The organism is Fibrella aquatica (assembly GCF_041321135.1).
GTDB classification, from domain to species: domain Bacteria; phylum Bacteroidota; class Bacteroidia; order Cytophagales; family Spirosomataceae; genus Fibrella; species Fibrella aquatica.
In genome coordinates this window covers 220,638-246,317 of sequence record NZ_JBGGWF010000004.1, presented here as the reverse complement: position 1 = coordinate 246,317, position 25,680 = coordinate 220,638, and the positions used below count along the sequence as shown (strand labels likewise).

The following is a 25,680-nucleotide window of genomic DNA, read 5'->3' as shown; positions in this document are numbered from 1 at the left end:
TTTGCAACCAGGTACGTTGGTGGCTCACCGACCTTTGCTCTCGTTAATTAAACGCAGGTAAAGACAATGAGCACGAACACAAAAATCGCCCTGGTAACCGGTGGTAGCCGGGGATTGGGCAAAAACATGGCGTTGTCCCTCGCCAAAAAAGGCATCGACGTAGTACTGACCTACAACAGCCAGAAAGATGACGCCGATGCGGTTGTTGCCGAGATTGAACAGATGGGTCAGAAAGCAGCAGCCCTTCAGCTTAACGCCGGTGATGTGGCTAGCTTTAGTGCCTTCTCGACGGCATTGACAACCGCACTGACCTCCGTTTTTGGAGCCGATCACATCAACTTCCTCATCAATAATGCCGGTGTTGCCGGTAATTCACCCATTGGAGAAACCCGCGAAGACGAGTTCGATCTGCTGGTGAACATTCATTTCAAGGGCGTATTGTTTCTGACCGAACAGTTGTTGCCGTTGATAAGTGAGGGTGGACGAATCATCAACATTTCATCGGGACTGGCCCGGTTTACTTCGCCAGGACGAGCAGTCTATGGGTCGCTGAAAGGGGCCGTTGAAACCCTCAGCCTGTACATGGCCAAAGAACTTGGCCCTCGCGGCATCGCCGTTAACGTGGTAGCACCGGGAGCTATTGAGACCGATTTTGGTGGAGGCGTAGTGCGCGATAACGCTAACGTGAACAAGCACATCGCATCAATTACCGCATTGGGCCGGGTTGGGCTACCCGACGATATCGGAGGCGTAGTGGCTTTCCTCTGCACCGACGAAGCCCGCTGGATTAACGCTCAACGGATCGAAGTGTCGGGCGGCATGAACCTGTAATTGCAAACTGCTGATTGTCAATGAGTGGGACCTTTTTACTAGTTGCAAACAGGCCCACTTATTGATGATTAGTTAATTGGGCCAGGTACGTCGCCCAGGTTTAGTTGTCTCGTTTGTAGCGCAGCAACACAATGCCGCAGTCAAAAGCAATTGACTGCACCAGCGTTAAGTTCTGTCTACCAGAAAGCCTGTTAAAAATCGCCATGCCGGTACCTATAGCTACTGGGTTAATGAATAGATGAAACTCATCAATCAAGCCCGCTTCAATCAGTGACGAAACGAACGTACCTCCGCCGTACACGATCATATCGCCGCCCGGTTCATTTTTTAGCGTATTGATTTCGGTCGTTAGATCGCCGGTCTCGAGGCGGGTGTTGGCCCAGGGCGACTTGTCGAGGGTTTTGGTAAAGACGACTTTAGGCGTACTATTTATTTTATCGGCACCAGGCTCATCAGGGTTGGCAGCCCAGTGTGGAATAAACCCCTCAGCCAGTTTTCTGCCCAGCAGAATGGTGTCTACCGGCTCAGTCAAGGCGGTAACGTACCCATTGATGTCGTCGGTCCAGGAGAAATTCAACCAGTCCATTTCTCCATTTGGCCCGGCCATGAAACCGTCGATCGTTGCTTGTACTTGTAGTTTGAGTGTCCGCATTATTGTAGTATTTGTGTTTCGGCAAATATACAATGTGGACCAGGACCAGGGGCGAGATGGGTTTAGCGGCTACGCCAGTACCCAGTTTCTTTTGGTCCCCACTGCTCGGCGGGAGTCTTCACAAAGCTTGTAGTTGCCGCTTTTGATGCCTTGAGTAGCGCCATCACCTCTTCAGCATCAGACTCTTCGGCAGGCATGTAATTGATGGAGACATTCTCTCCTTCACGGGTATAAGTAATAGCCCCCGCCTCATACCAGAGTTGCCCCCCGTAAGCAAGACTTTTTAACCTGCTAAACGTCTTGAGCCTTTATATGGGCAATATATATACTTAAGTCTAAACAGCAGAATGGCTCTCATAAATTACTCTGTCTAACTAAGCCTGGCTGAGTATGTATTAAGGCTCTCATACGACCAAAATTAACGGTTTTAAGTGCGCACTGATGCCAGGCCTTTTAGGCTTCCAGTGCATCGATTGTGGGTTTTTACGTCCACAGCCAACAAAATCGCTTCGAGTGCGCCAGTTTTTTTTGTTTATACGACTTATTAAAAAATTTTATTATTTTTAGATGATTAGTTCTTGTAGCGAAATAATATGTTGCTATTCGGGCTAATTGCCAACTTTAATTTTACACATAACCGTTTATTTACTTATGAAGCCAAAACTACCTAGAGCATTACTGCCTAAGTTTTTGCTCTGTATAGGCATGTGGTGTATACTCAGCCTATCCAATTCATTCGCCCTCGATAGGGAAATTACGGGCAAAGTCACCGATGATAAAGGCGGTGAAGTTGCTGGGGCCACTATCACCGTGAAGGGCACCAACAAAGGCACCAACACAGATGGAAGTGGCCGGTATCGGATTACGGTGGCCGACGAAAACGCCGTTCTTGTGTTTTCGTATATCGGTTATACAAAGCAGGAAATTCAGGTTGGTGGGCGTAGCGTCATTGATGTTAAGCTGTTACCCGGTGAGTCTGTGCTACAGGAAGTGGTGGTCACTGCGCTCGGTGTATCAAAAGATGCCCGGAAAATAGGCTATGCTGTCACAACAATCGATGCCGCTGCATTTACACAGGCACGCGAAACCAACATTGGTAACTCACTGGCCGGCCGGGTGGCTGGTCTGACCGTTAAGGGAACTAACAGTGGCCCCGGTGGTACGTCGAAACTGTTGCTGCGCGGTATGCCGAGTATGAACTCAGCAGGCTCGCCCCTGATCGTTATCAACGGTGTACCTATGGATAACACCCAGCGTGGTAGCGCTGGTGAGTGGGGTGGTGCCGATGGTGGCGACGGTTTGGGTAACCTCAACCCCGACGATATCGATAAGATCACGGTTCTCAAAGGTCAGTCGGCGTCTGCTCTATATGGAGCAAGAGCGTCGAACGGGGTTATTCTTGTAACCACTAAGCAGGGCCGTAAGGGTGATTTCTCGGTTGACTACAACATGAACCTTACCACCGATCAGCCGATCAACTTCACCGATTTTCAGTACGAATACGGTCAGGGTATCGGCGGTGTGAAGCCTGCCACGCAGGCATTGGCTCAGCAAACGGGCCGGATGAGCTGGGGTGGTCGGCTCGACGGTTCATCGGCTATCCAGTTCGACGGCAAGCAGTATCCGTACTCGGCACAGCGCGATAACATCCGCAACTTCTACCGCAACGGCACCAACTTCACCAATACCGTATCGGTAGGTAAAGGTGGTGATAATGGCTCGTTCCGGTTGTCATTGTCGAACCTCGACGCCAAGTCGGTATTGCCAAACAGCGGTTTAGGTCGAAAAACGATTAACCTGACTATCCAGCAGAACATTACGTCGAAACTAAGCTTCGATGTGCTGGCCAACTACATCGACGAGCGCGTGAAGAACAAACCGATCCTGAGCGATGGCCCACTGAACGCCAATAACGGTTACCTACTGGCTACGAACATCGATCAGCGGATTCTGGCGCCTGGCTTTGATCCGGTGACAGGCCGGGAAGTGATCTTCAGCGAAGATGAGTACGTAACAAACCCGTACTTCGTGGTTAACCAGTTTGTGAACAACGTAGACCGGAAGCGTCTGATCTCGATGGCCTCGACCAAGTATCAGTTTGCCGACTGGATTTACGCCATGGGCCGGATCGGGTATGACAACTCAAACGACCGTAACTTCCGGGTAACACCCTGGGGAACGGCCTACTCAAACGGAGCACGTGGTGGTCTGGACGAACTGTCGAACGCACAGCGTACCGAACTGAACATCGACGGACTGATCGGTATCAACAAGTCGATCAATGAAGACTTTACAGTCGACGCTCTCCTGGGTGCCAACCTGCGTAAGAACAACTATGAGAAGCTGAACATCAACGGAGGGCCGTTTGTCTTGCCTTACCTCTATAGCTGGAACAACGTTGTAAACTTTAACCGTGGATACGAAGTTGCCAACACCGAGGTCCAGTCGGCTTATTACAACGTTGACCTGGGTTATAAGGGTATACTGAACTTAAGCACAACCGGGCGTTACGATACCTACTCAACTCTGCCCAGTGCAGCCCGCTCTATTTTTACGCCATCAGTAACAGCGGCTTTCATTTTTCAGGATCTTATACGCATTCCAAACCTGAGCTTTGGTAAACTGCGGGCCGCCTACGCTGTGACCAGTGGTGAACCTACTACGGCCTACGGTACGAGCGTGTATTACGGCGTGGGCAATGCTATCAACGGTATCGCTACGGGTAACTTCAGCTCGCAGCTGCCCAACCTGTTCTTGAAGCCCTTTACCAAGAGCGAGGTTGAAATCGGTTTGGAACTGCGCTTCTTCGGCAACCGCCTTGGTTTCGACGTAGCGTACTACGATCAGAAAACACAGAACGAGATCATGCCCGCCAACTATAGCTGGGCAACGGGTTATTCGGCTGGTATCGTAGGGACAGGCTCAACTCAAAATAGAGGACTGGAGCTTCAGATCAACGGCAACCCGCTGAAAACGTCTAAGCTAAACTGGAACGTATCGCTGAACCTGACGTCGGTGCAGAACAAGATCCTGCAAACAGATGTAAATAACAACCCCATTGGTTTGGGCTCAAACCGCGCCACGCTGGGTAACGCCGTTACGGCATTCGTAGTTGGTGAGTCGGGTCCGCAAATCCGGGCTTATGATTACAAGTACGCCGCAAACGGGCAAATTGTGGTTGACGCTTCCGGCCTGCCGGTTCGGGGTGAACTAATTAATATGGGTTCAGTATTGCCAACCCTGTTTGGTGGACTGAACAATGATTTCTCGTTTAACAACTTTAATCTGTCGTTCCTGGTCGATTATAACTACGGCAACAAAATTCTGTCGGCTACCGAGAACTTTGCATACCGTCGTGGCCTCCATAAGGAAACGCTCGTAGGTCGCGAAGGTGGTGTAAAGACGGGAGTTGCTGAAGGTGGTGCTGCCAATACGGTTACAGCTACCCCACAGGCTTTCTACACAGCGCTGGCCAACAACGTGACTAAGATTAGTGTCGAAGATGGTGATTTTATTAAGCTTCGTCAACTTACGTTTGGTTACAACCTGCCGGCTCAACTGCTGAAGAATCTGCCACTGATTCGGGGCGTGAATGTCTCTTTTGTTGCTCGGAACCTCTTCTACATCATGAAGAAAACCGACAACATTGACCCAGAAGCTGCATTTGGAGCGAACCTGCGCTATTCAGGTATCGAAGGTGCTAACCTGCCCTCTGCCCGGAATTATGGCGTTAACCTGAACATTAAGTTTAAATGAACCGAATTATGAATAAGAAACTAATTGCGTTAAGCTTTTTGGTTGGAGCCATCCAGTTCTCCTGTACCGAAGATCTCGACCTGCTCAATACCGACCCAACCCAGGCTTCGGCCAGTACGTTTGACCCAAACCTGTTGTTACCTTCGGCTCAGTGGAACTACGTAAGCTCAATGGCAGGCTACAACGGCCCTATTCTGTTCCAGAGTATGTGGGTTCAGGTGTTGTCTTCGACGACGTCAGGTGCGGCCAACTACTACTCAAATGCCGATAAGTATGTACAATCCAGTAATACGGCCAATTACCAGCAGGGTACCTGGAACGTAGGGTTTCAGGGGGCAAGCTATGCCTACGAAATGGAGCAGTTGGCCAAAGCAAAACCAGCATTGGCAAATTTGGCCAATATTGCCGTTATCATGCAGGTGCAGACGCTTTCGTCAATTGCCGATACCTACGGCGATATTCCGTACACGCAGGCCCTACAAGCGAAGGGTGGTACTACCCTCCCCACGTATGATACGCAGGAGAGCGTTTATAAGTCGCTGCTGACCCGGCTCGAAACGGCTACTGCCGCGCTCAACGCATCGAACCCAGTCCCAACCAACGACGCTTTTGCCTACAAAGGCAACATTGCCCAGTGGAAAAAGTACGGGTACTCGCTCATGCTGAAACTGGCCATGCGTCTGGTAAAGTCGGATGCTGCTACGGCTAAAACCTTTGCTGAAAAAGCGGCTGCGGGTGGTGTATTCAGCAGTGTTGCCGACGATGCTTTTGTAATGGCCGACGACTCCAAGGGCTTTGGCAATGGAAACGGGGCAGCGCTGAGCACACTCGCCGACGTGTATCAGGTACGTTGGAGCAAAACGATGATCGATTACCTCAAGTCGACCAATGATCCCCGTCTTAGCCGGGTGGCCGAAGTACCGGCCAATGGCTTGGCGGCCAACCAGGACATGGCGAGCGCCGGTAACACAACGCCGAGTGCGCAACTTGGCCTGCCCAACGGATTTGATCTGAACGGTGGTGCAACCGACATCAGCAAGTCAGCGGGGTATCCGGGTGGTACAGGAACAGGAGCAGATGCTACACCGATCGGCAAATATTCGCGTCCAACCATGATGTACCGGAACCGGAGCGCTCCTCTGTTTGTGCTGACCTACGCTGAAACCGAACTACTATTGGCCGAAGCGGTGGTGCGTGGTTTCAATGTTGGCGGCACCGCTGCCCAGCATTACAAAAACGGAGTTATCGCGGGTATGCAGTCGCTGGCCAAATATGGCGCAACCATCGACGCGGCTACGGCTACGGCTTATGCCGACGCTAATCCGCTGGTAACTGCCAACGCGCTGAAGCAAATCAACGAGCAGTACTGGGCAACCACCGGGTTGCTGATGAACTTCTCGGAGGCCTGGAATAACTGGAAACGGTCGGGCTTCCCCGTGCTAACGCCGGTGAACTACGTGGGTAATTTCTCAAACGGCGCTATCCCACGGCGTCAGCCTTACCCAACGGGCGAAGCAACACTGAATACGGCTAGCTACCAGGCTGCCGTTGGTAAATTGAGTGGCGGTGATAACTGGATTGCCCGCATGTGGTGGGATAAATAATGCATTGACAGTTATGGATAGTAGGGGGCTACCAGGCTCCCTACTATTTTTTTTGCTATTTTTATAAGTACTATCCATCGGTACTTTCTGCTCAATGCGAGCTATGTCTACTCTCTTTTCATTTGTTTCTGTCCTCTTCCCACGCCTTCGAAAAGGTATTTACATCGGGATATGGGCGATTTTGGCCGGTAGCTTACCCCTAACGGCCGGTGCGCAGTCTCCCCTGTTTCAACTGCTGCCCGCTTCCCGCACAAACATTACGTTCAACAACGAAATCGATGAAACGGAGAGCCTTAACGTATTAGCCTACGAGTATTTTTTCAATGGCGGCGGTGTGGCGGTCGGCGATCTGAACAACGACGGCCTGCAGGATATTTTCTTTACCGCCAACCTGAAATCGAATAAACTCTATCTCAATCAGGGGAGCCTAACCTTTACCGACGTTACGGCCGAAGCTGGCGAGGGGCTGGCCGGTCGCGAAGGGGGCTGGAAAACAGGCGTGAGTCTGGCCGATGTAAATGGCGACGGCTGGCTCGATATTTACGTCTGTTATTCAGGAAAAGCCAACGACGGCACCCGACGAAACCAGTTGTTCATTAACCAGACAGAGGCGAAGGGAAACCCGGTGCGATTTGTTGAAAAAGCCAGGGAATACGGCCTCGACGATCCAGGCTACAACACGCAGGCAACCTTCTTCGACTACGATAAAGACGGTGACCTCGACGTTTTTCTACTTCATCACAACATCAAGAAATACGATAATATGGAGCTGGCCCGGCTCCACGAAGAAACCGATGAACTGGCAGGGAATCGCCTGCTCGAAAATGTAAAAGGCCGGTTTATAAACGCCACGCAGCGCGCCGGCATTCATCAGTATCCGCTCACGTTTGGGCTCGGTGTGGCAGTAGCCGATGTGAACCTGGATGGCTGGCCGGATATTTACGTGACTAACGACTACAACGAACCCGATTACCTGTACATCAACCAGAAAGACGGCACCTTCCGCGACGAGACGCAGCAAAGTTTCCGTCACCTATCGCAATTCTCGATGGGCGTCGATATTGCGGATTTTAACAACGATGGCCTGCCCGACGTGATGACGCTGGATATGCTGCCGGAGGATAACCGTCGACAGAAGCTGTTGCAGCTACAGGAAAACTACGAGTCGTTTGAACTCATGCAACAACAAGGGTTGCAACGGCAGTACATGCGCAACATGTTACAGCTCAATAATGGTGACGGGACGTTTAGTGAAATAGCACAGGCCGCTGGCGTGTCGAATACTGACTGGAGTTGGGCACCGTTGCTGGCCGATTTCGATAACGACGGTTACAAAGACCTGTTTATCACCAACGGCTACCTGCGCGACTACACCAACAAAGATTTCTTGCGCTATTGGGGCGATTACAAGATCAAAAAGGCAATCGACCGCGAACCGGTGCAGCTCATGGATCTGGTACGGGCTATGCCGTCGACCAAAGTGCCGAACTATATATTCAGCAACAACCACGATCTGACCTTTGCCAACAAGCAGCGTGAGTGGGGCATCACGGCGGCCACTATATCAAACGGAGCCGCCTATGCCGATCTGGACAACGATGGCGACCTGGAGTTGATCATCAACAACATTAACGAGCCGGCGTTTGTGTACCAGAATATGGCCCGTGAACAGGCCCGAAACAGCTTTCTTCAGCTAAAACTGGTACCCACTGCCGGTAACAAACAGGCTATTGGTGCTCAGGTAACGGTTTACACGAAGGGAATGCCGCAGTACCAGGAGCTTAGCCCCGTGCGGGGTTACCTCTCCAGCCAGCCTCTTTTGTTACACTTTGGCCTTGGAGCAACTACCATGGCCGATTCCATCCGTATTGTCTGGCCCGATCAATCGGTGCAGATGCTGAAGCAGGTGGCGGCAAATCAGTTGTTGGTAGTTGAGCAAAAGGCGACCAACGTACCCAGCCCGGTTGTTCGCCCTTCAACTCCTTTGTTAGCAAAAATTCAGTCTGTACTCTCGTATACGCATACGGGTTACGCCGAAAACGACTTCAAGCGTCAGCCGCTTATGCTCTGGATGTATTCGCATACGGGGCCGATTCTGGCCAAAGGCGATGTGAATAAAGATGGCCGGGAAGACATTTTTATCAGTGGCGATCAACAGAAGAAAGGCGGTATCTGGCTTCAGCAACCTGATGGAACATTTTCACAGGACGAGGGTATTCAGATTGGCGATGAAACACTGTCGTCGGTAAGTGCGGCCGTTTTTTTTGATGCCACCGGCGATGGGTACGACGATCTGTATGTGGCCAAAGGCGGCTACTCACTCTTTGAACCCAACACGGCATCCTCGCAGGATGAACTGTACATCAATGATGGTAAAGGCCGCTTGCGGTTAGCTGATGTTCCATTGCCAATCCTAAGCAGCAGCAGCAAATCATGCGTACGCCCCGGCGATTATGACGGCGATGGTGATCTCGACCTGTTTGTTGGCGGTCGCGTAGTACCGGGCCGATACCCCGAGGTGCCTCAGTCGTTTCTGATCCAAAATCAGGGCAAAGGCAAGTTCGTGATCGTTCCCGCCCCTTTTTCAACGGTGGGTATGGTGACCGACGCGCAATGGGTAGACCTCAACAATGATAATCGGCTCGATCTGATCATTTGTGGAGAATTCATGCCCATCAAGGTATACAGGAACACGCCTGCCGGTTTTATCGATCAAACAAGCATTTATTTCAATCAGAACGAAGCCGGGTTTTGGCAATCGCTTACGGTGGCAGATGTAAACAATGACGGTCGTAATGACATTGTTGCCGGTAATTTGGGCGTAAATTCTCAGATTCGTACTTCACCTCGGGAGCCTGCCGAACTATACTACGCCGACTTTGACCAGAATGGGTCCGTCGATCCGTTCTTTTGCTTTTACGTACAGGGGACGTCGTATCCATTTGTCAGCCGCGACGAGTTGAACGACCAGATCTACGCCATGCGAAAACGATTTGGCTTTTATAAAGACTACGCAGACGCCACGCTAAACAAGGTGCTCACACCTGAAGAATTGGGCAAGGCCCGTAAGCTGACCGTGACTGAGTCACGTACCTGTGTCTTTTTGAATAAGGCGGGGCGGTTCGAGAAACAGGCGTTGCCCATGCAGGCCCAACTGGCCCCGGTGACCCAAACGATTGCCGACGATTTTAACGGCGATGGTCGGATGGATTTGCTGTTGCTGGGCAACAAATCGGATAACCGGCTGAAACTGGGAAGCATGGATGCCAACTACGGCTGCCTGTTAACGGGCGACGGAACGGGCAATTTTACGTACCTGAGCCAGTCAAACGCAGGGCTGTCGGTTCGGGGCGACGTAAAATCGGCAGTCAACGTGAAGGTTGGCAACATAGCGTACCTGATGATTGGAGCCTACGGTCAACCTGTACAGGTTTATAAAAAAGAAAAGCCATGAAGCGTTTGCTGCTTGTCTGTCTGTTTCTAAGTCAGACCGTACGGATAGAAGCCGCCCGCCCTGAACTTGGTCCTCGTCTTCAACCAGCCGTTTTTGCCGTAACAATGGTTATGATTCACGACGTGGTGAACCCACCGGCGGCTAGTCGTTTCTATGCCTATTGCCTGCTGGGTGCCCACGAAATTGTGGCTCAACATCAGCCAACGGTGAAGTCACCCGCTAAATTGGTTGCCCATTTTAAACCGCTGTCCCTGGCCAGTAATAAACCCTACGACTATCAGGTAGCGGCTTTGTATTGTATTCTGGAAACAGGTCGGCTTATTCTGCCTTCGGGGGCATTGCTGGAAGCCGAACAGGTGAAACTGCTGGCCGAGCTGAAGCAGGCCCACTACAGCGACGCCATGTTGGCGCAGTCGGTGAGCGTGGCTCAGTCGGCAGCCAAACAGGTATTGGCCTACGCCGCCGCCGATAAGTATACCAACCTGAGTGCCCGGCTCCGCTACCGGCCCAGCCGGTCGGAAGGGAACTGGTATCCAACTCCTCCGGGCTATATGGAAGCCGTTGAACCACACTGGAAAACCATTCGCCCCATGCTGATTGATTCCTGCGGGCAGTTCAAGCCACTACCACCCATCCCGTTTAGTAAGGATACTGCCAGTGCATTCTTTAAACTCGCCCACGAAGTGTATGCGATCAGCAACAAGTTGACAGAGAAACAACGGTTTATTGCTTCGTACTGGGACTGTAATCCGTTTGCGATCAATTCATCGGGCCATATGTCAATTGGCTTCAAGAAAATAAGTCCCGGCGGCCACTGGATGAATATTACCAGCCTTGTGGTCAGTAAAGCCAATTTATCATTCGACAAAGCCGTGCTGACCCATTCGGTGGTGGCCATGACCCTGATGGATGCGTTTATCAGTTGTTGGGACGAAAAGTACCGCAGCAATCGAGTGCGCCCCGAAACAGTCATTAATCGCTATATCAGCCCGCGCTGGCAACCGCTTCTGCAAACCCCACCCTTTCCTGAATATACCAGTGGTCACAGTGTCATTTCCAGCGCTGTTGCCGAGGTGTTAACGTACCTGATTGGCGATGATTTTGCCTTTACCGATACTACCGAAACAATCTTTGAACTGCCCGAACGCACGTTTACCTCGTTCAGACAGGCGGCTCGCGAAGCAGCTATTTCGCGCCTGTATGGCGGGATTCATTACCGCGACGCCATCGAAAACGGCGAGGCGCAGGGAAAAGCGGTTGGACTCTTTGTAGCCGATAAGCTGAAAAAAGCTGGTATTACGCCTGTTTTATAAAAAATAGCAAAAGCCTCGTATTCTGTGCTTAACGAACACAAAACACGAGGCTCTCTTAACGCTGTAACGGCCTTATTACTTGACGCGTTTGGCCGTCGAATCAAAATTCATCAGCGCCCCTTTCAGGGTATCATCGTCCACCTTTTTGAGGTCGATCGATAGTTCGCCGGCCTGAGACGAATCGAAAAAGATAACCAGTTTGTCGGCGCTCTCTTCCAGTTTCGTAATCGGCAGTTTCGGACTGCTGGGATCGGCGGTGTTGGTTAATTCACCGGTTAGCTTACCGTCTTTCCGAACCAGGTCGGCCAGAAGTTTCACATCGCCCATGGGTGTGCCTACGATGGCGATTTCCCACTTACCCGCATAAAAATCGGCCGACGTGGCAGAAGCAGTAGTAGCGGTGGCGGCAGGTGCCTTTGTTTGTGCTAACCCGTTGTAGGCTACGCCGACAAGCAAAGAGAAAACAAGCAGACTGGTGTTTTTCAAATTAGTCATGATTGGAGAAAAGGATATTGGAAACTGGATTTTAGACGTTGGACATTAGACTTTGGACATTGAACTTTAAACTGCTTACTGCCCCGTTGGTGTCAACACAACCTCAACGCCCATCACCACCATAAGGCTACCTAATGGATCTTTGGGGTTCACGAAGACAAGGTACACATCGTGCGGCTTATAATCGTACGGGGTAGGGAGTTTAACCGGAATAGTCAGTGCCGAGGGGGTGAAATCCATTTTCTCCGACGCTTCCATAAACGGTGATTCTCCGATGAGCTTACCAGTAGGGCTATCCAACCGGATTTCGATAGTACCGCCTTTGGCATTTAGTTGCGGTTTGGGGGCCGCCGCCATTACCCGAACTGCCGTCAAGCCGTTCAGATCGGTCTGTTTCAGGGTCATGTAAGCACCTGATTTAGCCGGAATAGCCAGATTATTACCGCCAAACGACATTTTGTTCACGTTGTCGTACGCATCGAATCCGTGTACATCTACCGTTGTGTTGCGTAATACGTAGGTTTCTTCCGACCGCAGCGAGGGCAGACCCCTGTTGCCGTTGTCTTCGTAGAACGCCCGGACAATGTAGACGCCCTTGCCTTTGTCGCCCGCAGGTACGTTCGCCGTGTAGCTGCCCGCTGCCGGTAAAGCACCTGCCGCCGCCGCTTCGCTCGATACGTTCAGGATGTACTTGACCATCGCGGCTGCATCGGCGGTCGACAGTTGGGGGTGAGCGGCCATCGCTGTTTCGCCCCATACGCCACCGCCACCGGTAATCACTTTCTTAGTCAGGCGCTCCACGGCCGATTTGTCGTTTTTATACTTGTTGGCCACGTCGATATAAGCCGGTCCGATCGATTTTTTGGCTACGCTGTGGCATCCTTTACAATCACTGGCTTCAATCAGTTTTTTACCTCCTGCAAAGAGGGCATTGGCATCGGCCGACCGGTGGCCCTGCGCAATCGCTATTTTATCGTACCCTTCGGCCAGGTAATCAATGGTAACGGCTACACGCTCAGGGTCGATTCCTTTGCCCAGCGTACCGTCTTCCTTGTCGGTCACCTTCACGGCATAGTTGAACGGTTTGTTGGCCGAGAAAAACGACTTGTTACCTCCGGGTAAGTCTACGCTCAGTACGGGGGCTTCGTTACCCGCCGTAATGTCCATCGACTGCGATGTAACGCCTCCTTTTTTGTCCGAAACCGTCAGCACAGCTTTGTAAACGCCTGGTTTGGCCAGCGTCAGGTTAGCGTCGGGGGTGTTGATGACCTTCGTAAACCCGTTTTTCGAGCTGATCTTCCACGAATAAGTCAGCGCGTCGCCATCGGGGTCAACGGTGCCTTTCGAGTTGAGTTTCAGATTCAGGGGTACTGACCCACCCATTTTGTTGGCGGCTACCTGAAGCTGTGGTTTGCGATTTTTGCCGTTGTATTCAATGCGGATGAGCCGGGCATCGTCGTTGGCCGTAAACCAGCCCGAGCCATATTCGAGCATGTACAGATCACCGTTGTCGGCAAACTCCATATCCATCGGATTCGAGAATTTGTAGCTGGGCATAAACCGGTCCATCGACTGGAAGTTGCCGTCTTTATCCATGCTGACCGCCATAACCCAACCGCGCATCCAGTCGTAGGCCAGCAGTTTACCATCGTAATAGCTTGGAAAGGCGTTGGGCGCACTGGCAAACGCGTCGGCGTAGTAAACAGGGCCGGCCATGGCGTTTCTGCCGCCCGAGCCTACCATCGGAAACTCAGGTGAGCCGTCGTAGGGATACCAGATAAACGCTTTCTGTGCGGCCGGAAGCACCGTCAGGCCGGTGTTGTTGGGAGAGGTGTTAGTCGGGGCAGTGGCATCCCATTTGTCGCCCGATTTCTGGGCTACGAAATCGTATTTGTTATAGGCCTTGTTGTCGCCCACAAAATGAGGCCAGCCAAAATTGCCCGCTTTTCGGGCCTGACCTACTTCATCGTGACCGGCAGCACCACGGTCTGCATTTGGTTTAGCTGCATCTGGCCCAACCTCACCCCAGTATACGTACCCGGTTTTCTGATCGACCGAAATACGGAAGGGATTGCGGTGGCCCATGGTGTAAATTTCAGGGCGTGTTTTAGCCGTACCCTTTGGGAATAAGTTGCCCTCGGGAATGGTGTATGTGCCGTCGGGCTGAGGGGTAATGCGGATAATTTTACCACGCAGATCATTCGTATTGGCCGATGACTTCTGGGCATCCCACGCGCTGCGACCGTCACGTTCGTCGCTGGGGCTATAGCCGTTGGAGCCGTGTGGGTTGGTGTTGTCGCCCGTTGAGAGGTATAAGTTCCCGGCGCGGTCCCAGGCAATGGAGCCGCCCGTATGGCAGCACTCTTCACGTTGCGTAGGTACGTCGAGCAGCACTTTCTGCGAGGCCATTACCAGCTCGTCGCCTTTTAGCTCAAAGCGGGCGAGTACGTTCTTCGATTCGTTAGGGTCAGAATAGAACAGGTAGATCCAGTGGTTTTTGGCGAAGTTGGGGTCTTTATTCAGTCCCATCAGCCCATCTTCACCCATCGATTCCTTGCCTTCCTTATTCACGTACTTGGTGCTGACCGGAATGGTCGCGATGGTCTTTAGCTCCTTCGTTTTGGTGTTGTAAAGCCGAACTTCACCCTTGCGCTGAATAAACAGAATACGGCCATCGCCCAGTACGCTCAGTTCCATCGGCTCGTCCAGTTTCTCGGCCAGAATAGCTTTGGTGAACCGGTTTTCTTCGGGACGGGCTTTGCTGTAGTCTAGTGGTTTAGGCGTTTCGCCGCCCGCTGTGTAGTTGATACCCGCCCACAGATGATTCAGGAAAAGGGGTTCGGCAAAGGTTTCGTCGGTATGACCCATCGCGGTGTAAAACGACCGTCCACCGTCGAACTCCTGATACCAGCTAATGGGGTGGTAATCCGGGTTTTTGCCGCCTACATAACTCTTCTCGTCGATGGTCAGCACGACGTTGATTTTCGGCGAAATGTCTTTGAAGCTGTAGAACTCATCGGTCCGTTCAAATTCGTCGGGCATTCCTTTGGTGGCCCAGTGGTTTTTGAGGGCCACGATGAACTTGCCTTTCTGCACATTGCTCGGCGTAGAGGGATGATCCAGAAAGTACGCGCCCGCCAATCGGCCATACCACGGCCATTCGTATTCGGTATCCGTAGCGGCATGGATGCCAACGTACCCGCCACCAGCCTGTATGTAACGCTCAAAGGCCGTTTGTTGCTCGCCGTTCAACACATCGCCCGTTGTGCTCAGAAAGATCACCGTGTTGAACTGCTTCAGATTCGACTCGCTGAACTGAGTGGCATCTTCGGTGAAACGTACCTGGAAACCTTTCTCGGTAGCCATACTGGCCAGCGCTTTTTTGCCCGCATTGATCGATTCGTGCCGGAATGAAGCGGTTTTGCTGAATACCAACACGTTACGCTTAGGCACCTGGGCAACTATTGATTGGACTAACAGCCACAAACCCACCGTTAGCAGGCTGATTGTAAAGGACTTTTCTCGCATAGCAAAGGGATCATTTTCTAATTGAGACAAAGATAAACCCAAAACAAAATTTATTGTCTACATTTTAGACAATAAATTTTGTGCAATTTTGTGTGGATGTAGTGCTAAAGAATGGTGGTTGAGTAACGTCATGCCATTGGCTTTAGCCAACGGAATGGCTGTCTATCTTTACACGTCAGCAACGGCATGAAAAAACGAACCACTTATGCACCCCTCACCGAGCGAACAGAACTACATCCAGCAACTTTCGATCGACTGTGTCATCTTCGGGTACCGGGAAAAGCAACTCAATGTGCTTATTCCTAAACTTGATTTCAGGGGCGATTTCTGGGCATTACCCGCCGGTTATATTACGCAGCACGAAGGCATTAGCGAGGCCGCCCGACGCATTTTGAGAGAACGAACCGGCATTGAAGATGTATACCTCGACCAGTTCAGAGTGTTTGGGGAGGCCGAGCGAAACAATGCCCGGATCATGCAGCAGATTGGCGAACTCAACGAGGATAAATTGCTGGAAAAGCGATTAAATCGGAAAGAACTGGAATGGATTACCCGCCGGTTTGTATCCATCGGCTACTACGCGCTGGTCGATATCAACAAGGTAATACCGCAAAAAAACGCGATCGATGAATCTATTGGATGGTACCCAATTAGGGAGATTCCTAGGCTCATCATGGATCACAATGAGATGGTGGATCAGGCCCTGGAAACCCTGCGATTGAATCTCGACCAGAAGTTGATTGCTTTTAATCTCCTGCCGGAAACGTTCACGATGAAAGCGTTGCAGGAACTCTATGAAGCCATTTTCGACCGGCCGTTTGCCCGTAACAATTTCCAGAAAAAGATGCTCGACATGAACGTCTTAGAGCGACTGGAAAAACAATATACCGGCGCCGCCAACAAAGCCCCGTATCTGTATCGCTTCCGGCGATAACCCCCGGTCAGAGATTAGATGTTGGACGTTAGACTTTGGACTAAAACATAACGTATCAACACCCTGTTATTTCGAAATACCTCTACAAGCTGCCCAATGGACGAGAACGAAGCCCCTGACCTGTCGGAAGACGAAAAAAAGTTATTCGAAGACCTGATGCCCGAAGACCTGTCCGAAATTCTCGACACAGGCGTAAACCGACGGCACTTTCTGAAGCTGATGACCCTGGCGGGGGGCGGTATTTTGGCCGCACAATCGGCCGTAGCCGAACAGTTGTTCACCAAACCAGTGAGTGCGTTACCAACCGCTGACTTGTCGGCAGCTTCACTAGAAAATGGGGTTAGTGTAGCCTTGAAAGTAAATGGTACGGCTCAGAAATTAACCGTCGATTCCCGGATGACCCTTTTGGATACGCTCCGCGAACGACTCGACTTGACAGGCTCTAAGAAAGGCTGTGATCATGGTCAGTGCGGAGCCTGCACGGTGATTGTTGACGGACAACGAATTTTGTCGTGCCTGACGCTCGCCGCGAGTTGCGAGGGGAAAACGGTGCAAACGATCGAAGGCTTGGCGAAGGGAACAACGCTGCATCCGATGCAGGAAGCGTTTCTGAAGCACGATGGCTTTCAGTGCGGCTTCTGTACGCCGGGCCAAATCTGCTCGGCAGTGGCGTTGATGGACGAAGCGAAGCGGGGCGACGCCAGTTACGTAACCGGCGACGTGCGTAGCAAAAAAGGAGCCGTTCAACTGTCAACCGAAGAAATCCGCGAGCGAATGTCGGGCAATCTGTGCCGCTGCGGGGCCTATCCAAACATTGTGGCGGCCATTCAAGAAGTACATACCGGCAAGCCCGTTGAGCAAACGTTCCGGTTCTCGGCCTAACCCACACCTCACATTCCATGAGACCTTTCACCTACAGCCGCGCCACCGATCCGGCATCAGCCACAAAACAGTTAGTCGACAACCCGACGGCCAAATTTCTCGCGGGCGGTACCAACCTTATCGACCTGATGAAGGAAGATGTGGAACGCCCCACGGCCGTCGTCGATATTTCGTCGCTGAAACTAACGGAGATCAAACCCATAACCGCCGGAACTGGCAAAGGTGGCGTCTCGATCGGTGGGTTGGGCAAGAATACTGAAGCCGCCAATCACCCGCTGATTCGCCAAAACTTCCCGTTGCTGACGCAGGCCATCTTGGCGGGGGCGTCGGGCCAGATTCGGAACATGGCTACCAACGGGGGCAACCTGCTGCAACGTACCCGCTGTCCCTATTTCTATGAGGTGTCGATGCCCTGCAACAAGCGCGAACCCGGCACCGGTTGCGGTGCGCTCGAAGGCATAAACCGGTTGCACGCCATTTTTGGCTGGTCGGAGAGTTGCGTGGCCGTGTATCCGTCGGATATGGCTATTGCCCTGGCGGCACTCGACGCCGTTGTCAAAGTCAGAAACGCGGCGGGTCAGGAACGGAGTATTGCCTTTACGGATTTTCACCGCCTTCCCGGCGACAAACCTGAACAGGATACAAACCTGGCCCACGGCGATCTGATCACGGCTATCGACCTGCCTCAGAACAAGTTTGCCGATCATTCCTATTATCTCAAAGTGCGTGACCGGGCCTCCTACGCGTTTGCCCTTTTGTCGGTAGCGGCTGGTTTAGAGATGTCAGGTAAGAAGATCGTGCAGGCGCGCATTGCGATGGGCGGAGTAGCGCACAAGCCGTGGCGAGCCTTGAAAGCTGAGCAGTTTCTGGCTGGAAAAGAAGCAACAGAAGCGAACTTTAAACTGGCTGCTGATGCCGAGATGGCCGATGCCAAACCGTTGGAACATAACAAGTTCAAGATTGAACTGGGTAAGCGCAGTATAGCGCTGGCGCTACAAATGGCCCTGAACGGCGGTAAAGCGTAACCTAACGTCACCACAATCATGCAAGACAATAAAAAAGTAACGGGTACGCCCGTCAGCCGTATCGACGGGATTGCCAAGGTGACGGGAAAGGCCGCCTATTCAACGGATTACCCGGTCAAGAATCTCGCCTACGCTGTTATATTCAAAAGCACCATTGCCGCCGGTACCATTCAGGAAATTGACACGGCGGCGGCCGAGAAAGCACCCGGTGTACTAGCCGTCATCACGCATAAAAATGCGCCCAAGCTAAACGTGAACGGGGGCATTCGTGGTGGTGCCTTGTTGCAAAGCGCCGAGGTTGAGTTCTTCGGGCAGCATATCGGTATGGTCGTAGCCGAAACCTTTGAGCAGGCCCGGCACGCGTCGCACCTGATCAACGTCACCTACGACAAGCGGGAGCCAAAAGTCGATTTTGAGAAACTGCTTGGAGGGGCCACTTTGCCGAAAGATAAAGACAAGGCCGATGCCATACGAGGCGATGCCAAAGCGGCATTACGCGATGCGGAGTACAAAGTCGAAGAGGTGTACGAAACACCTATCGAGCACCATCACCCGCTGGAACCGCACGCCACCATTGCCGAATGGAACGGCGACCGCGTAACGCTGTACAACAGCTCGCAGATTGTGAATGGCGCGCAGAGTGCCGCCGCCAATACGCTGAATATTAAGACCAGTCAGGTACATATCGTGACGCCTTATATTGGGGGCGGTTTTGGCTCGAAAGGTGGGCAGTGGGCTAATCTGGTGTTGACAGCCGTGGCCGCCAAGCAGGTAAACCGTCCGGTGAAGCTGGCCTTAACCCGTCAGCAGATGGTCAACTCGGTCGGAATGCGACAACGAAATCATCAGAAAGTGAGCCTGGCCGCCACCAAAGAGGGTAAACTTACCGCGCTGGCGCATGAGACAACCACCCACGGAGCCATAAGAAACGAGTTTGTGGAGCCATGCGGGGACTGCTCGAAAGTCATGTACGACGTACCCAACTCGCTGATCAGCTACCGGACCGTGTCGATGAACGTGATTTTGCCGACCTACACACGTGGCCCCGGTAAATCGACCGGGAGTTTCGCGCTGGAATCGGCGATGGATGAGTTGGCCCATAAACTGAAGATGGACCCCATCGAACTACGCATCAAAAACGAACCCGAACGCGACCCATCGAACGGTAAACCGTGGTCGTCGCGGAAAGCCGTGGAATGTTTGCGGGCGGGCGCCAAAGCCTTTGGCTGGGAAAAACGCAACGCCGAGCCCGGTCAAAATCAGCAGGGAAATTACCTGATCGGTTACGGGGTAGCGTCGGGAACGTACCCGGCCCACCAACGCCCAACGTCGGCAATTGTGAAGCTGAAACGCACGGGTAACGACATTATGGCTACCGTTGAACTGGCTGCTGCCGATCTCGGTACAGGAACGTATACCATTCTGGCCCAAACTGCCGCCGATGCGTTGGACGTGCCGATCAAAAATGTAAAAGTGTTGCTGGGCGATTCTGACCTGCCACCGGCGGCCGGTGCGGTGGGTTCGGTGGGTGCATCCAGCTACGCCAATGCGGTGAATGATGCCTGCCAGAAAATTACCGACGAGTTACTGGCTAAATCGGGCAAGCAGTTTTTTGCCCGCCCCACGGCTTCGCAACTGATGATTTCAGAAAAACTCACCGATTTCCAAACCCGAGTCGACGCCAAACCGCTTGAAAGTGCCGAGGACTATTCTGCGCACAGTTTCAACGCCAACTTTGCTGAGGTGGCCGTGAACCGGTTTACAGGAATGGTACGGGTCACCCGTTTTCTGGCCGTAACGGGTGCGGGTACGATTTTAAATCCGAAAACCGCGCGTTCGCAGATCATCGGTGGCAATATCTGGGGCATCGGTATGGCCCTGACCGAAGAGTCGGTGCTCGATCCCCGATTAGGCAATTTCGTCACCCGCTCCTTCGCCGATTACCACGTACCCGCCAACCTTGACATTGGCGAGCTAGACGCTATTTTCATCGAGGAAGACGATCAGAAAGCCAACAAAATGGGTGTGAAAGGCATCGGTGAAGTCGGCATCGTCGGTGTAGCCGCCGCCGTAGCCAATGCCATTTTCAACGCCACCGGCAAACGCGTCCGCGAATTGCCGATCACACCGGATAAGTTGTTGTAGCGGGTGATTCGAGAGAGAAACTTTGTTTCGTCTGTCATACTAGTGAAACATATAACAGCGATATGGAAGCCATCGTCGAGAGACCAACCTTACACGATCAGCAGGTAGCCCGAGAATCGCTTCCTTTTTTTTGCAGGAGCCATAGCAGTGCAAGGTTCAGAGGGAATTCGAATTCAAATAGAGGATGGACACTCGTTCTCTGTGATGATTCCTGCAAAAGCACTTAACTTATTAGCATTCATACTGCAGGAATGGCTGAGGGGAAAGCCATTTCGCTCATTCTGTCTGAATCAGAAGGGAGTACCCAACAGGTAACTGATATGTTAAATGCATCAAGGCCTCACATTGTCAAATTATTGGAAAAGGAATCAATTCCATTCAAGAAATTAGGCAGTCACCGACGTATTCTGTTGGCAGATATACTCGACTAGGCTAGCTAGTAACAGGAGGTGCGTAGTCGGCAGCTCTCGTTCCTAACCCAACAGGCGCAGGCATTTAACCTGGGTTATGATTGATGATCACTGCTCGGAATCGTATTCGCTTTGCCCGGCTCTCTCAATAATTCTGCTAATAAACGCCGTTGCTTTCAGCTCTTTCAATAGTGCGTAGTGCTTGCGGTCCTGATTGGCTTCGTGTGCAAGCGCATATTTCAGCGTTTGGTACTGAATCCGTACCTCGTCATCAGCGATGAGATAGTCTCTGAATAGTCTATGTCTTCGCAACTCATCACTAGCTGCCCGGCAAGCATAGAGGTGATGAGCAACGAGATCCAAAACGGGATGCGTATCGGCAGCTTGCCCTCGTTTAAACACCTCCCGGCCCGGAATGCCCTGATTTCCGTTGTGATAGTACCCGACCTTGGTAAGCCTGTTTTTAATGTCATCAATTGCTACGTGTTGATCCACGACGAGGTCGACGTCGATGATTGGCTTGGCTGCAAGACCCGGCACTGACGTGCTTCCCACGTGTTCAACGGAGATCGGTAGGCCCGCCAGCGCCTCCTCAAGCACCCGTTTGAGTGAATCGAAGTCAACAACCCACGATTCTTTGTACGGTTGGATTAACATAAAGTAAGCAAATCATAAGGTAGCGTATCGACTTCGTACCCGAGGCGATTTATACTCAGTAAATCTAAAGAAGTTTTTACTACATTGGGGGTAACCAGTAACATCGTTGACCATAAGATGAAACACTGCTTTCTCCTGTACTTTTTGGTGCTCACTGGCTCCGTTACGTCGGCTTTCAAGGTGCCCACACAGTCGGTTACGCCTACGCTCCACGTGATCTACGTGCTTGAAGTGGGCGATCGTGAGTACGGCCTCCTAAACAGCAGCAACGATACGCTGATGACCCAGCTAATGAAGACAGTGGCATTTGGGCTGAACTATCGGCGACGAACAACGTACCTGCCAAAGACGTCTTTCTCGTCGGTAGCCCTCAAAAAAATAATTACAACCCTGAAGACTCGTCCCAGAGACATTATTGTTGTCTACTACTCGGGCTACGGCATCGTGTCGACCCAAAGTACCGCTAGTTTCGCCAACTGGAAATTAAAAGACACGGCTATGAAGGGATTAGCGGTTAGCGAGGTAGAGAAATGGCTGCTTGCCAGGAAGGTCCATTTGGGATGGATAATCGCCGACTGTAGCAGCCAGTTTCTTACTAGTGCGCCGTACCCACGTGGGGTAGGACCCGGTCCTGATCTAAGGAAACAAGTTATTCAACGACTATTTCTTTCGAACTGCGGTATCGTTAAAATGGGCAGTTCATTGCCTCTTTTGCCATCCTGGATCAATAAAGCGCATCAAGGGTCTGTCTTCACCAATGCATTGATGGAAGGGATGGGCAATCTGTTGAGCGCGCCCACTCGAGCCGATATTCAGAAAGCTTCGTTTCAGAAACTGAGCGACATTACCGCAGGGTTCATGAGTTCTAACTTAGGTAAATTACCTTTTGTGCAGGTGCCTGTGCTGGAGATAAACAAGTGTCAACGGCCTTCAAGGCTCATTGTCCAACGCCCCACTATCGACCCGTTGGGTAACGAAACGCTGAGCAACCTGTTTTCGGCCGTAATGCTGAACCAGAATATGGCACAAACCCGCCTGTTCAGTGAGCGACTTACCGCACTGGCTCAGGACTCGGCTGTGGTTGAGGTTATCCAACAGATATACGATCAGAGCGATACCCCGAAAACGCTTCCGGATTCGGCAACCTACTCCCTAACTACTTACTTAACCCGGCAGCCTCAGCTTGGGGTTGAGGATAGCGATGCTATTTCGCTGAAAAAAGCGACGTTGAGAAGCATATCTGTTCAGAACACGGAGTTGGACAGAGCCGCATCGAAACCCATTCGTCGGGTGAAAATTCAGGAGCAGTGGGTACTCGATAATCCGTAATTGTTAGCCGTTTGTCCTTATGAAATTGACATTGATTGGCTTGTTATTGCTGCCATCATGGCTGCTAGCCCAGGGGCTCAAACTAGATGAGCCGGGCTACGAATCACTACCGGAAAAGCGCTCGGTAATGCCTGTCAAAAAATTGCCCGGTCAGGTCGACTTGTCCGGGTACGTTCCATCGGTTATCGATCAGGGGAAAACCGGTACTTGCGTGGCCATATCGGTAGGCTATTACATGCGCACGATACTGGAAGCCCAGAGACGGGGAATCAATACTGCGCAGGGAATGGATAAAGTCAATGCGCTCCGGTCGTCGCCCTGGTATCTATACAACAGCATTAAAGACGCCGATGATAACGCCTGTACCGAGGGTATCGGCATAGGTGCCGCGCTGGAGTTCATGAAACAGAATGGCCTGCCTTCGTTTGCCGAAGTACCCTCATCAACCTGTCAGCGACCCAATTCGGTGAAGATCAATTCCACGTCCAGGTTGCTGGATTATGTGAAACTGTTCGGAACACTCGATGCGTCGAATCATAAAGAATTGGCTACTAAAAAGGCCTTGTCAGAGCTGTCGCCGGTGGTGGTCGGTCTGCAAACCACGGCTTCGCTCAGCAATATGTCGCTCAACAAAACGGTTTCTTCCCGGATTATGGCGGTTGTACCCTGGCGGAGTGCCTCAGATCAGGCGGCCTCGCGAACCCGGTTTAGTCGCTGGAGCCCCGAATTATCTCCTTCGCTGGGCAGTGGCCACGCCGTTTGTGTGGTTGGTTATGACGACCGTATGTTTGGTAAAGGAGCCTTCAAGCTGGTGAATAGCTGGGGAAGCAACTGGGGCGATCAAGGCTATTTCTGGATCGCTTATGACGATTTCAATAAATACGCCAAATATGGGTATCAGGCCTACGTACAACCCGCCGGCAAACCGGATGAAAATATTCTCTCGGCCGATCTGAGCATTTCGGTAGCCACGTTGTTTTTCGGGCCTGAAATGGCCGTGGCGCGTACACAAGCGGGGGCGAATCTGACGGCCTATAGGGTTCTGAAGCCTCAGCGAACAGGTACACCTTTCAAATTCAACGCGATGCTGTCGAAGCAAACGTACCTGTATCTGGTCACGGCCAGCGCAACCGACAGTGTGGCCGTGAAGCTGTTCCCCGACCCCGGTTTTAGTCCGCTGATTGGGAAAGACACCCGAATGGACTTGCCCGCCGAGACGATCCTGAAGCTAGAGGGAAATACCGGGCTGGAATATTGGCTGTTTCTGTTCTCGGAAACGCCCATTGATATTGATGGGTACGTCAAGAAATTGAATCAGGAAAAAGGGCAGTTTACCGATCGGGTACAGGTTGCTTTTGGGAATGCTTTAGTGCCCTATCAGCAGGTGGAATACAAGGAAAAGAAAATGGGTTTTTTCCTGAAAAGTAAAAACCGGGGGCGTATTGTGCCCCTCCTGGTGAGCATGAATCACGTAAAATGACGGCGGATATACTACTTTAGTTATGAACTGGTACCGATTCGGTCCGTACATGATTTATCATTGTACTTGAAATCCAGAACAGGTAGTCTGCTAACTGATTTTTGACTACATTTTATCAATGAAAATAAGAAAAGCTGTTATTACCGCTGCTGCCCGTGGCGAGCGCCTGTATCCCGTTGCTGATACCATTCAGAAGGCCATGCTGCCGGTTATTGATACCGATGGATTGCACAAGCCCGTAATTCAGGCTATTGCCGAAGAGGCGTTTTTGAGTGGCATCGAGGAAATCTGTGTGGTGTGCGCGCCCGGTGATGGCGAACGCTATATCAGCGCTTTCACCTCCCTGCGCGATAATTTGGTTAAATCGTTTAAAAGTGTGGACTGGGCCCGTCAGGAAGCCGAGAAGATCGATCATCTTATCAGTCGCACACAGTTTGTTGAGCAGCCTGAACCACTGGGTTACGGGCACGCTGTTTATTGCGCGAAGGAGTTTGTCAATAACGAGCCTTTCCTGCTGCTACTGGGCGATTACCTCTACGTATCAAACCTGATTGGCAAGCGATGTGCAACCCAACTAATTGAACTGGCGGTAGAACAAAACTGCTCGGTGTCAGCCGTCAATCCCACAATAGAGCATCAGATTGGTCGCTACGGTACTGTAACGGGCAAGCACGTACCCAATAAAACCGGAGTGTACCAGATTGAGCGGCTCATCGAAAAACCATCGCTGAGTGTAGCCGAACTGGAGTTGCAAACGCCGGGTCTGCGGGTGGGCTACTACCTCTGCTTTTTCGGTATGCACGTCTTCACACCAACGGTCTTTTCGATCCTCGAAAAACACATTGCGCAGGGAACGGGCAATACACCATTGACTCCGTCTGTTCAGGAACTGGCCGAAACGGAAACGTACCTGGCCCTTGAAATGAAAGGAAATCGCTATGACCTGAGTGGCCGCACCGGCCTGCTACGGGCGCAGATCGCACTCGGACTGGCGGGCGAAGCGCATGACGAGACGCTGAGTTCGATGGTTGAATTACTGGCCGAAGCAAACGCCCGCAAAGCGCAACTGGTGTAAATGAGCAGCAAAAGCACTCCACCCCAACTTCTCCCCGTTTGGGAGGGGCCAACCCTTCGCCAATCAGCCGAGCAAAAGCCTCTCCCTGATGGGGAGGGGTTGGGATGGGG

At 51.8% G+C, this 25,680-nt stretch carries 18 protein-coding genes; 13 read left to right on the top strand and 5 right to left on the bottom strand.

From position 1 onward, the window contains the following. The first annotated feature begins 66 nt into the window (after positions 1 to 66). On the top strand, positions 67 to 831 hold the full coding sequence (locus ACAW87_RS11830) for an SDR family NAD(P)-dependent oxidoreductase (RefSeq protein WP_370723605.1): 765 nt from the start codon (positions 67 to 69) through the stop codon (positions 829 to 831). Between the two features lie 100 nt (positions 832 to 931). Here the strand turns inward: ACAW87_RS11830 and ACAW87_RS11825 are convergent, their stop codons facing one another. Further along, positions 932 to 1,483, bottom strand: coding sequence for a dihydrofolate reductase family protein (locus ACAW87_RS11825; RefSeq protein WP_370723604.1), 552 nt, complete (start codon positions 1,481 to 1,483; stop codon positions 932 to 934). A 62-nt stretch (positions 1,484 to 1,545) separates the two neighbouring features. Next, positions 1,546 to 1,680 carry a hypothetical protein gene (locus ACAW87_RS11820; RefSeq protein WP_370723603.1) on the bottom strand — a complete coding sequence of 45 codons (135 nt, stop codon included), beginning with the start codon at positions 1,678 to 1,680 and terminating at the stop codon, positions 1,546 to 1,548. Positions 1,681 to 2,134: 454 nt separating this feature from the next. Between ACAW87_RS11820 and ACAW87_RS11815 the strand changes: the two genes are divergently transcribed. The 4 genes from ACAW87_RS11815 to ACAW87_RS11800 all read left to right on the top strand — a co-directional run bounded on the left by ACAW87_RS11815 (position 2,135) and on the right by ACAW87_RS11800 (position 11,610). Further along, positions 2,135 to 5,239: a SusC/RagA family TonB-linked outer membrane protein gene (locus ACAW87_RS11815; RefSeq protein WP_370723602.1), complete on the top strand. Its 3,105-nt coding sequence runs from the start codon at positions 2,135 to 2,137 to the stop codon at positions 5,237 to 5,239. Positions 5,240 to 5,247: 8 nt separating this feature from the next. Continuing rightward, entirely contained in the window at positions 5,248 to 6,843 is a 1,596-nt protein-coding gene (locus ACAW87_RS11810; protein WP_370723601.1) for a SusD/RagB family nutrient-binding outer membrane lipoprotein, read from the top strand. A 103-nt stretch (positions 6,844 to 6,946) separates the two neighbouring features. Continuing rightward, positions 6,947 to 10,297: a VCBS repeat-containing protein gene (locus tag ACAW87_RS11805; protein WP_370723600.1), complete on the top strand. Its 3,351-nt coding sequence runs from the start codon at positions 6,947 to 6,949 to the stop codon at positions 10,295 to 10,297. Further along, positions 10,294 to 11,610, top strand: coding sequence for a vanadium-dependent haloperoxidase (locus tag ACAW87_RS11800; protein ID WP_370723599.1), 1,317 nt, complete (start codon positions 10,294 to 10,296; stop codon positions 11,608 to 11,610). Before ACAW87_RS11805 ends, ACAW87_RS11800 begins: the two co-directional genes overlap by 4 nt. A 75-nt stretch (positions 11,611 to 11,685) precedes the next feature. Here the strand turns inward: ACAW87_RS11800 and ACAW87_RS11795 are convergent, their stop codons facing one another. Beyond that, a complete protein-coding gene (locus tag ACAW87_RS11795; RefSeq protein WP_370723598.1) occupies positions 11,686 to 12,105 on the bottom strand; it encodes a hypothetical protein in 420 nt (139 codons plus the stop codon). 75 nt (positions 12,106 to 12,180) lie between these two features. Further along, positions 12,181 to 15,633: a ThuA domain-containing protein gene (locus ACAW87_RS11790; protein WP_370723597.1), complete on the bottom strand. Its 3,453-nt coding sequence runs from the start codon at positions 15,631 to 15,633 to the stop codon at positions 12,181 to 12,183. A 205-nt stretch (positions 15,634 to 15,838) separates the two neighbouring features. Here ACAW87_RS11790 and ACAW87_RS11785 point away from each other — a divergent pair, with 205 nt between their 5' ends. From ACAW87_RS11785 to ACAW87_RS11765, 5 genes are all read left to right on the top strand, one after another. Then, on the top strand, positions 15,839 to 16,567 hold the full coding sequence (locus ACAW87_RS11785; protein ID WP_370723596.1) for an NUDIX hydrolase: 729 nt from the start codon (positions 15,839 to 15,841) through the stop codon (positions 16,565 to 16,567). 96 nt (positions 16,568 to 16,663) lie between these two features. Beyond that, complete coding sequence (locus ACAW87_RS11780) at positions 16,664 to 17,449, top strand: 2Fe-2S iron-sulfur cluster-binding protein (protein WP_370723595.1); 786 nt, start codon at positions 16,664 to 16,666, stop codon at positions 17,447 to 17,449. A gap of 17 nt (positions 17,450 to 17,466) precedes the next feature. Continuing rightward, the gene (locus tag ACAW87_RS11775) at positions 17,467 to 18,474 is read left to right on the top strand and encodes an FAD binding domain-containing protein (RefSeq protein ID WP_370723594.1); all 1,008 of its coding nucleotides are present in this window, start codon (positions 17,467 to 17,469) and stop codon (positions 18,472 to 18,474) included. Between the two features lie 18 nt (positions 18,475 to 18,492). After that, positions 18,493 to 20,619 carry a xanthine dehydrogenase family protein molybdopterin-binding subunit gene (locus ACAW87_RS11770; RefSeq protein ID WP_370723593.1) on the top strand — a complete coding sequence of 709 codons (2,127 nt, stop codon included), beginning with the start codon at positions 18,493 to 18,495 and terminating at the stop codon, positions 20,617 to 20,619. A 251-nt stretch (positions 20,620 to 20,870) separates the two neighbouring features. Then, positions 20,871 to 21,050 carry an excisionase family DNA-binding protein gene (locus ACAW87_RS11765; protein ID WP_370723592.1) on the top strand — a complete coding sequence of 60 codons (180 nt, stop codon included), beginning with the start codon at positions 20,871 to 20,873 and terminating at the stop codon, positions 21,048 to 21,050. An 87-nt stretch (positions 21,051 to 21,137) separates the two neighbouring features. On the opposite strand, the gene ACAW87_RS11760 is transcribed toward ACAW87_RS11765, so the two are convergent. Beyond that, positions 21,138 to 21,686, bottom strand: a complete 549-nt coding sequence (locus tag ACAW87_RS11760) for a GrpB family protein (protein ID WP_370723591.1) — start codon at positions 21,684 to 21,686, stop codon at positions 21,138 to 21,140. Positions 21,687 to 21,803: 117 nt separating this feature from the next. Between ACAW87_RS11760 and ACAW87_RS11755 the strand changes: the two genes are divergently transcribed. From ACAW87_RS11755 to ACAW87_RS11745, 3 genes are all read left to right on the top strand, one after another. After that, positions 21,804 to 23,015: a hypothetical protein gene (locus ACAW87_RS11755; protein ID WP_370723590.1), complete on the top strand. Its 1,212-nt coding sequence runs from the start codon at positions 21,804 to 21,806 to the stop codon at positions 23,013 to 23,015. A gap of 19 nt (positions 23,016 to 23,034) precedes the next feature. Further along, positions 23,035 to 24,495, top strand: a complete 1,461-nt coding sequence (locus tag ACAW87_RS11750; RefSeq protein WP_370723589.1) for a C1 family peptidase — start codon at positions 23,035 to 23,037, stop codon at positions 24,493 to 24,495. Between the two features lie 118 nt (positions 24,496 to 24,613). After that, on the top strand, positions 24,614 to 25,570 hold the full coding sequence (locus ACAW87_RS11745; protein ID WP_370723588.1) for a UTP--glucose-1-phosphate uridylyltransferase: 957 nt from the start codon (positions 24,614 to 24,616) through the stop codon (positions 25,568 to 25,570). Positions 25,571 to 25,680 lie beyond the last annotated feature (110 nt).

Excerpts from the sequence above, each read along its gene's own strand:
- ACAW87_RS11830 (WP_370723605.1), top strand. The coding sequence starts at position 67 with ATGAGCACGAACACAAAAATCGCCCTGGTAACCGGTGGTAGCCGGGGA.
- ACAW87_RS11825 (WP_370723604.1), bottom strand. The coding sequence starts at position 1,483 with ATGCGGACACTCAAACTACAAGTACAAGCAACGATCGACGGTTTCATG.
- ACAW87_RS11820 (WP_370723603.1), bottom strand. The coding sequence starts at position 1,680 with ATGCCTGCCGAAGAGTCTGATGCTGAAGAGGTGATGGCGCTACTCAAG.
- ACAW87_RS11815 (WP_370723602.1), top strand. The coding sequence starts at position 2,135 with ATGAAGCCAAAACTACCTAGAGCATTACTGCCTAAGTTTTTGCTCTGT.
- ACAW87_RS11810 (WP_370723601.1), top strand. The coding sequence starts at position 5,248 with ATGAATAAGAAACTAATTGCGTTAAGCTTTTTGGTTGGAGCCATCCAG.
- ACAW87_RS11805 (WP_370723600.1), top strand. The coding sequence starts at position 6,947 with ATGTCTACTCTCTTTTCATTTGTTTCTGTCCTCTTCCCACGCCTTCGA.
- ACAW87_RS11800 (WP_370723599.1), top strand. The coding sequence starts at position 10,294 with ATGAAGCGTTTGCTGCTTGTCTGTCTGTTTCTAAGTCAGACCGTACGG.
- ACAW87_RS11795 (WP_370723598.1), bottom strand. The coding sequence starts at position 12,105 with ATGACTAATTTGAAAAACACCAGTCTGCTTGTTTTCTCTTTGCTTGTC.
- ACAW87_RS11790 (WP_370723597.1), bottom strand. The coding sequence starts at position 15,633 with ATGCGAGAAAAGTCCTTTACAATCAGCCTGCTAACGGTGGGTTTGTGG.
- ACAW87_RS11785 (WP_370723596.1), top strand. The coding sequence starts at position 15,839 with ATGCACCCCTCACCGAGCGAACAGAACTACATCCAGCAACTTTCGATC.
- ACAW87_RS11780 (WP_370723595.1), top strand. The coding sequence starts at position 16,664 with ATGGACGAGAACGAAGCCCCTGACCTGTCGGAAGACGAAAAAAAGTTA.
- ACAW87_RS11775 (WP_370723594.1), top strand. The coding sequence starts at position 17,467 with ATGAGACCTTTCACCTACAGCCGCGCCACCGATCCGGCATCAGCCACA.
- ACAW87_RS11770 (WP_370723593.1), top strand. The coding sequence starts at position 18,493 with ATGCAAGACAATAAAAAAGTAACGGGTACGCCCGTCAGCCGTATCGAC.
- ACAW87_RS11765 (WP_370723592.1), top strand. The coding sequence starts at position 20,871 with ATGGCTGAGGGGAAAGCCATTTCGCTCATTCTGTCTGAATCAGAAGGG.
- ACAW87_RS11760 (WP_370723591.1), bottom strand. The coding sequence starts at position 21,686 with ATGTTAATCCAACCGTACAAAGAATCGTGGGTTGTTGACTTCGATTCA.
- ACAW87_RS11755 (WP_370723590.1), top strand. The coding sequence starts at position 21,804 with ATGAAACACTGCTTTCTCCTGTACTTTTTGGTGCTCACTGGCTCCGTT.
- ACAW87_RS11750 (WP_370723589.1), top strand. The coding sequence starts at position 23,035 with ATGAAATTGACATTGATTGGCTTGTTATTGCTGCCATCATGGCTGCTA.
- ACAW87_RS11745 (WP_370723588.1), top strand. The coding sequence starts at position 24,614 with ATGAAAATAAGAAAAGCTGTTATTACCGCTGCTGCCCGTGGCGAGCGC.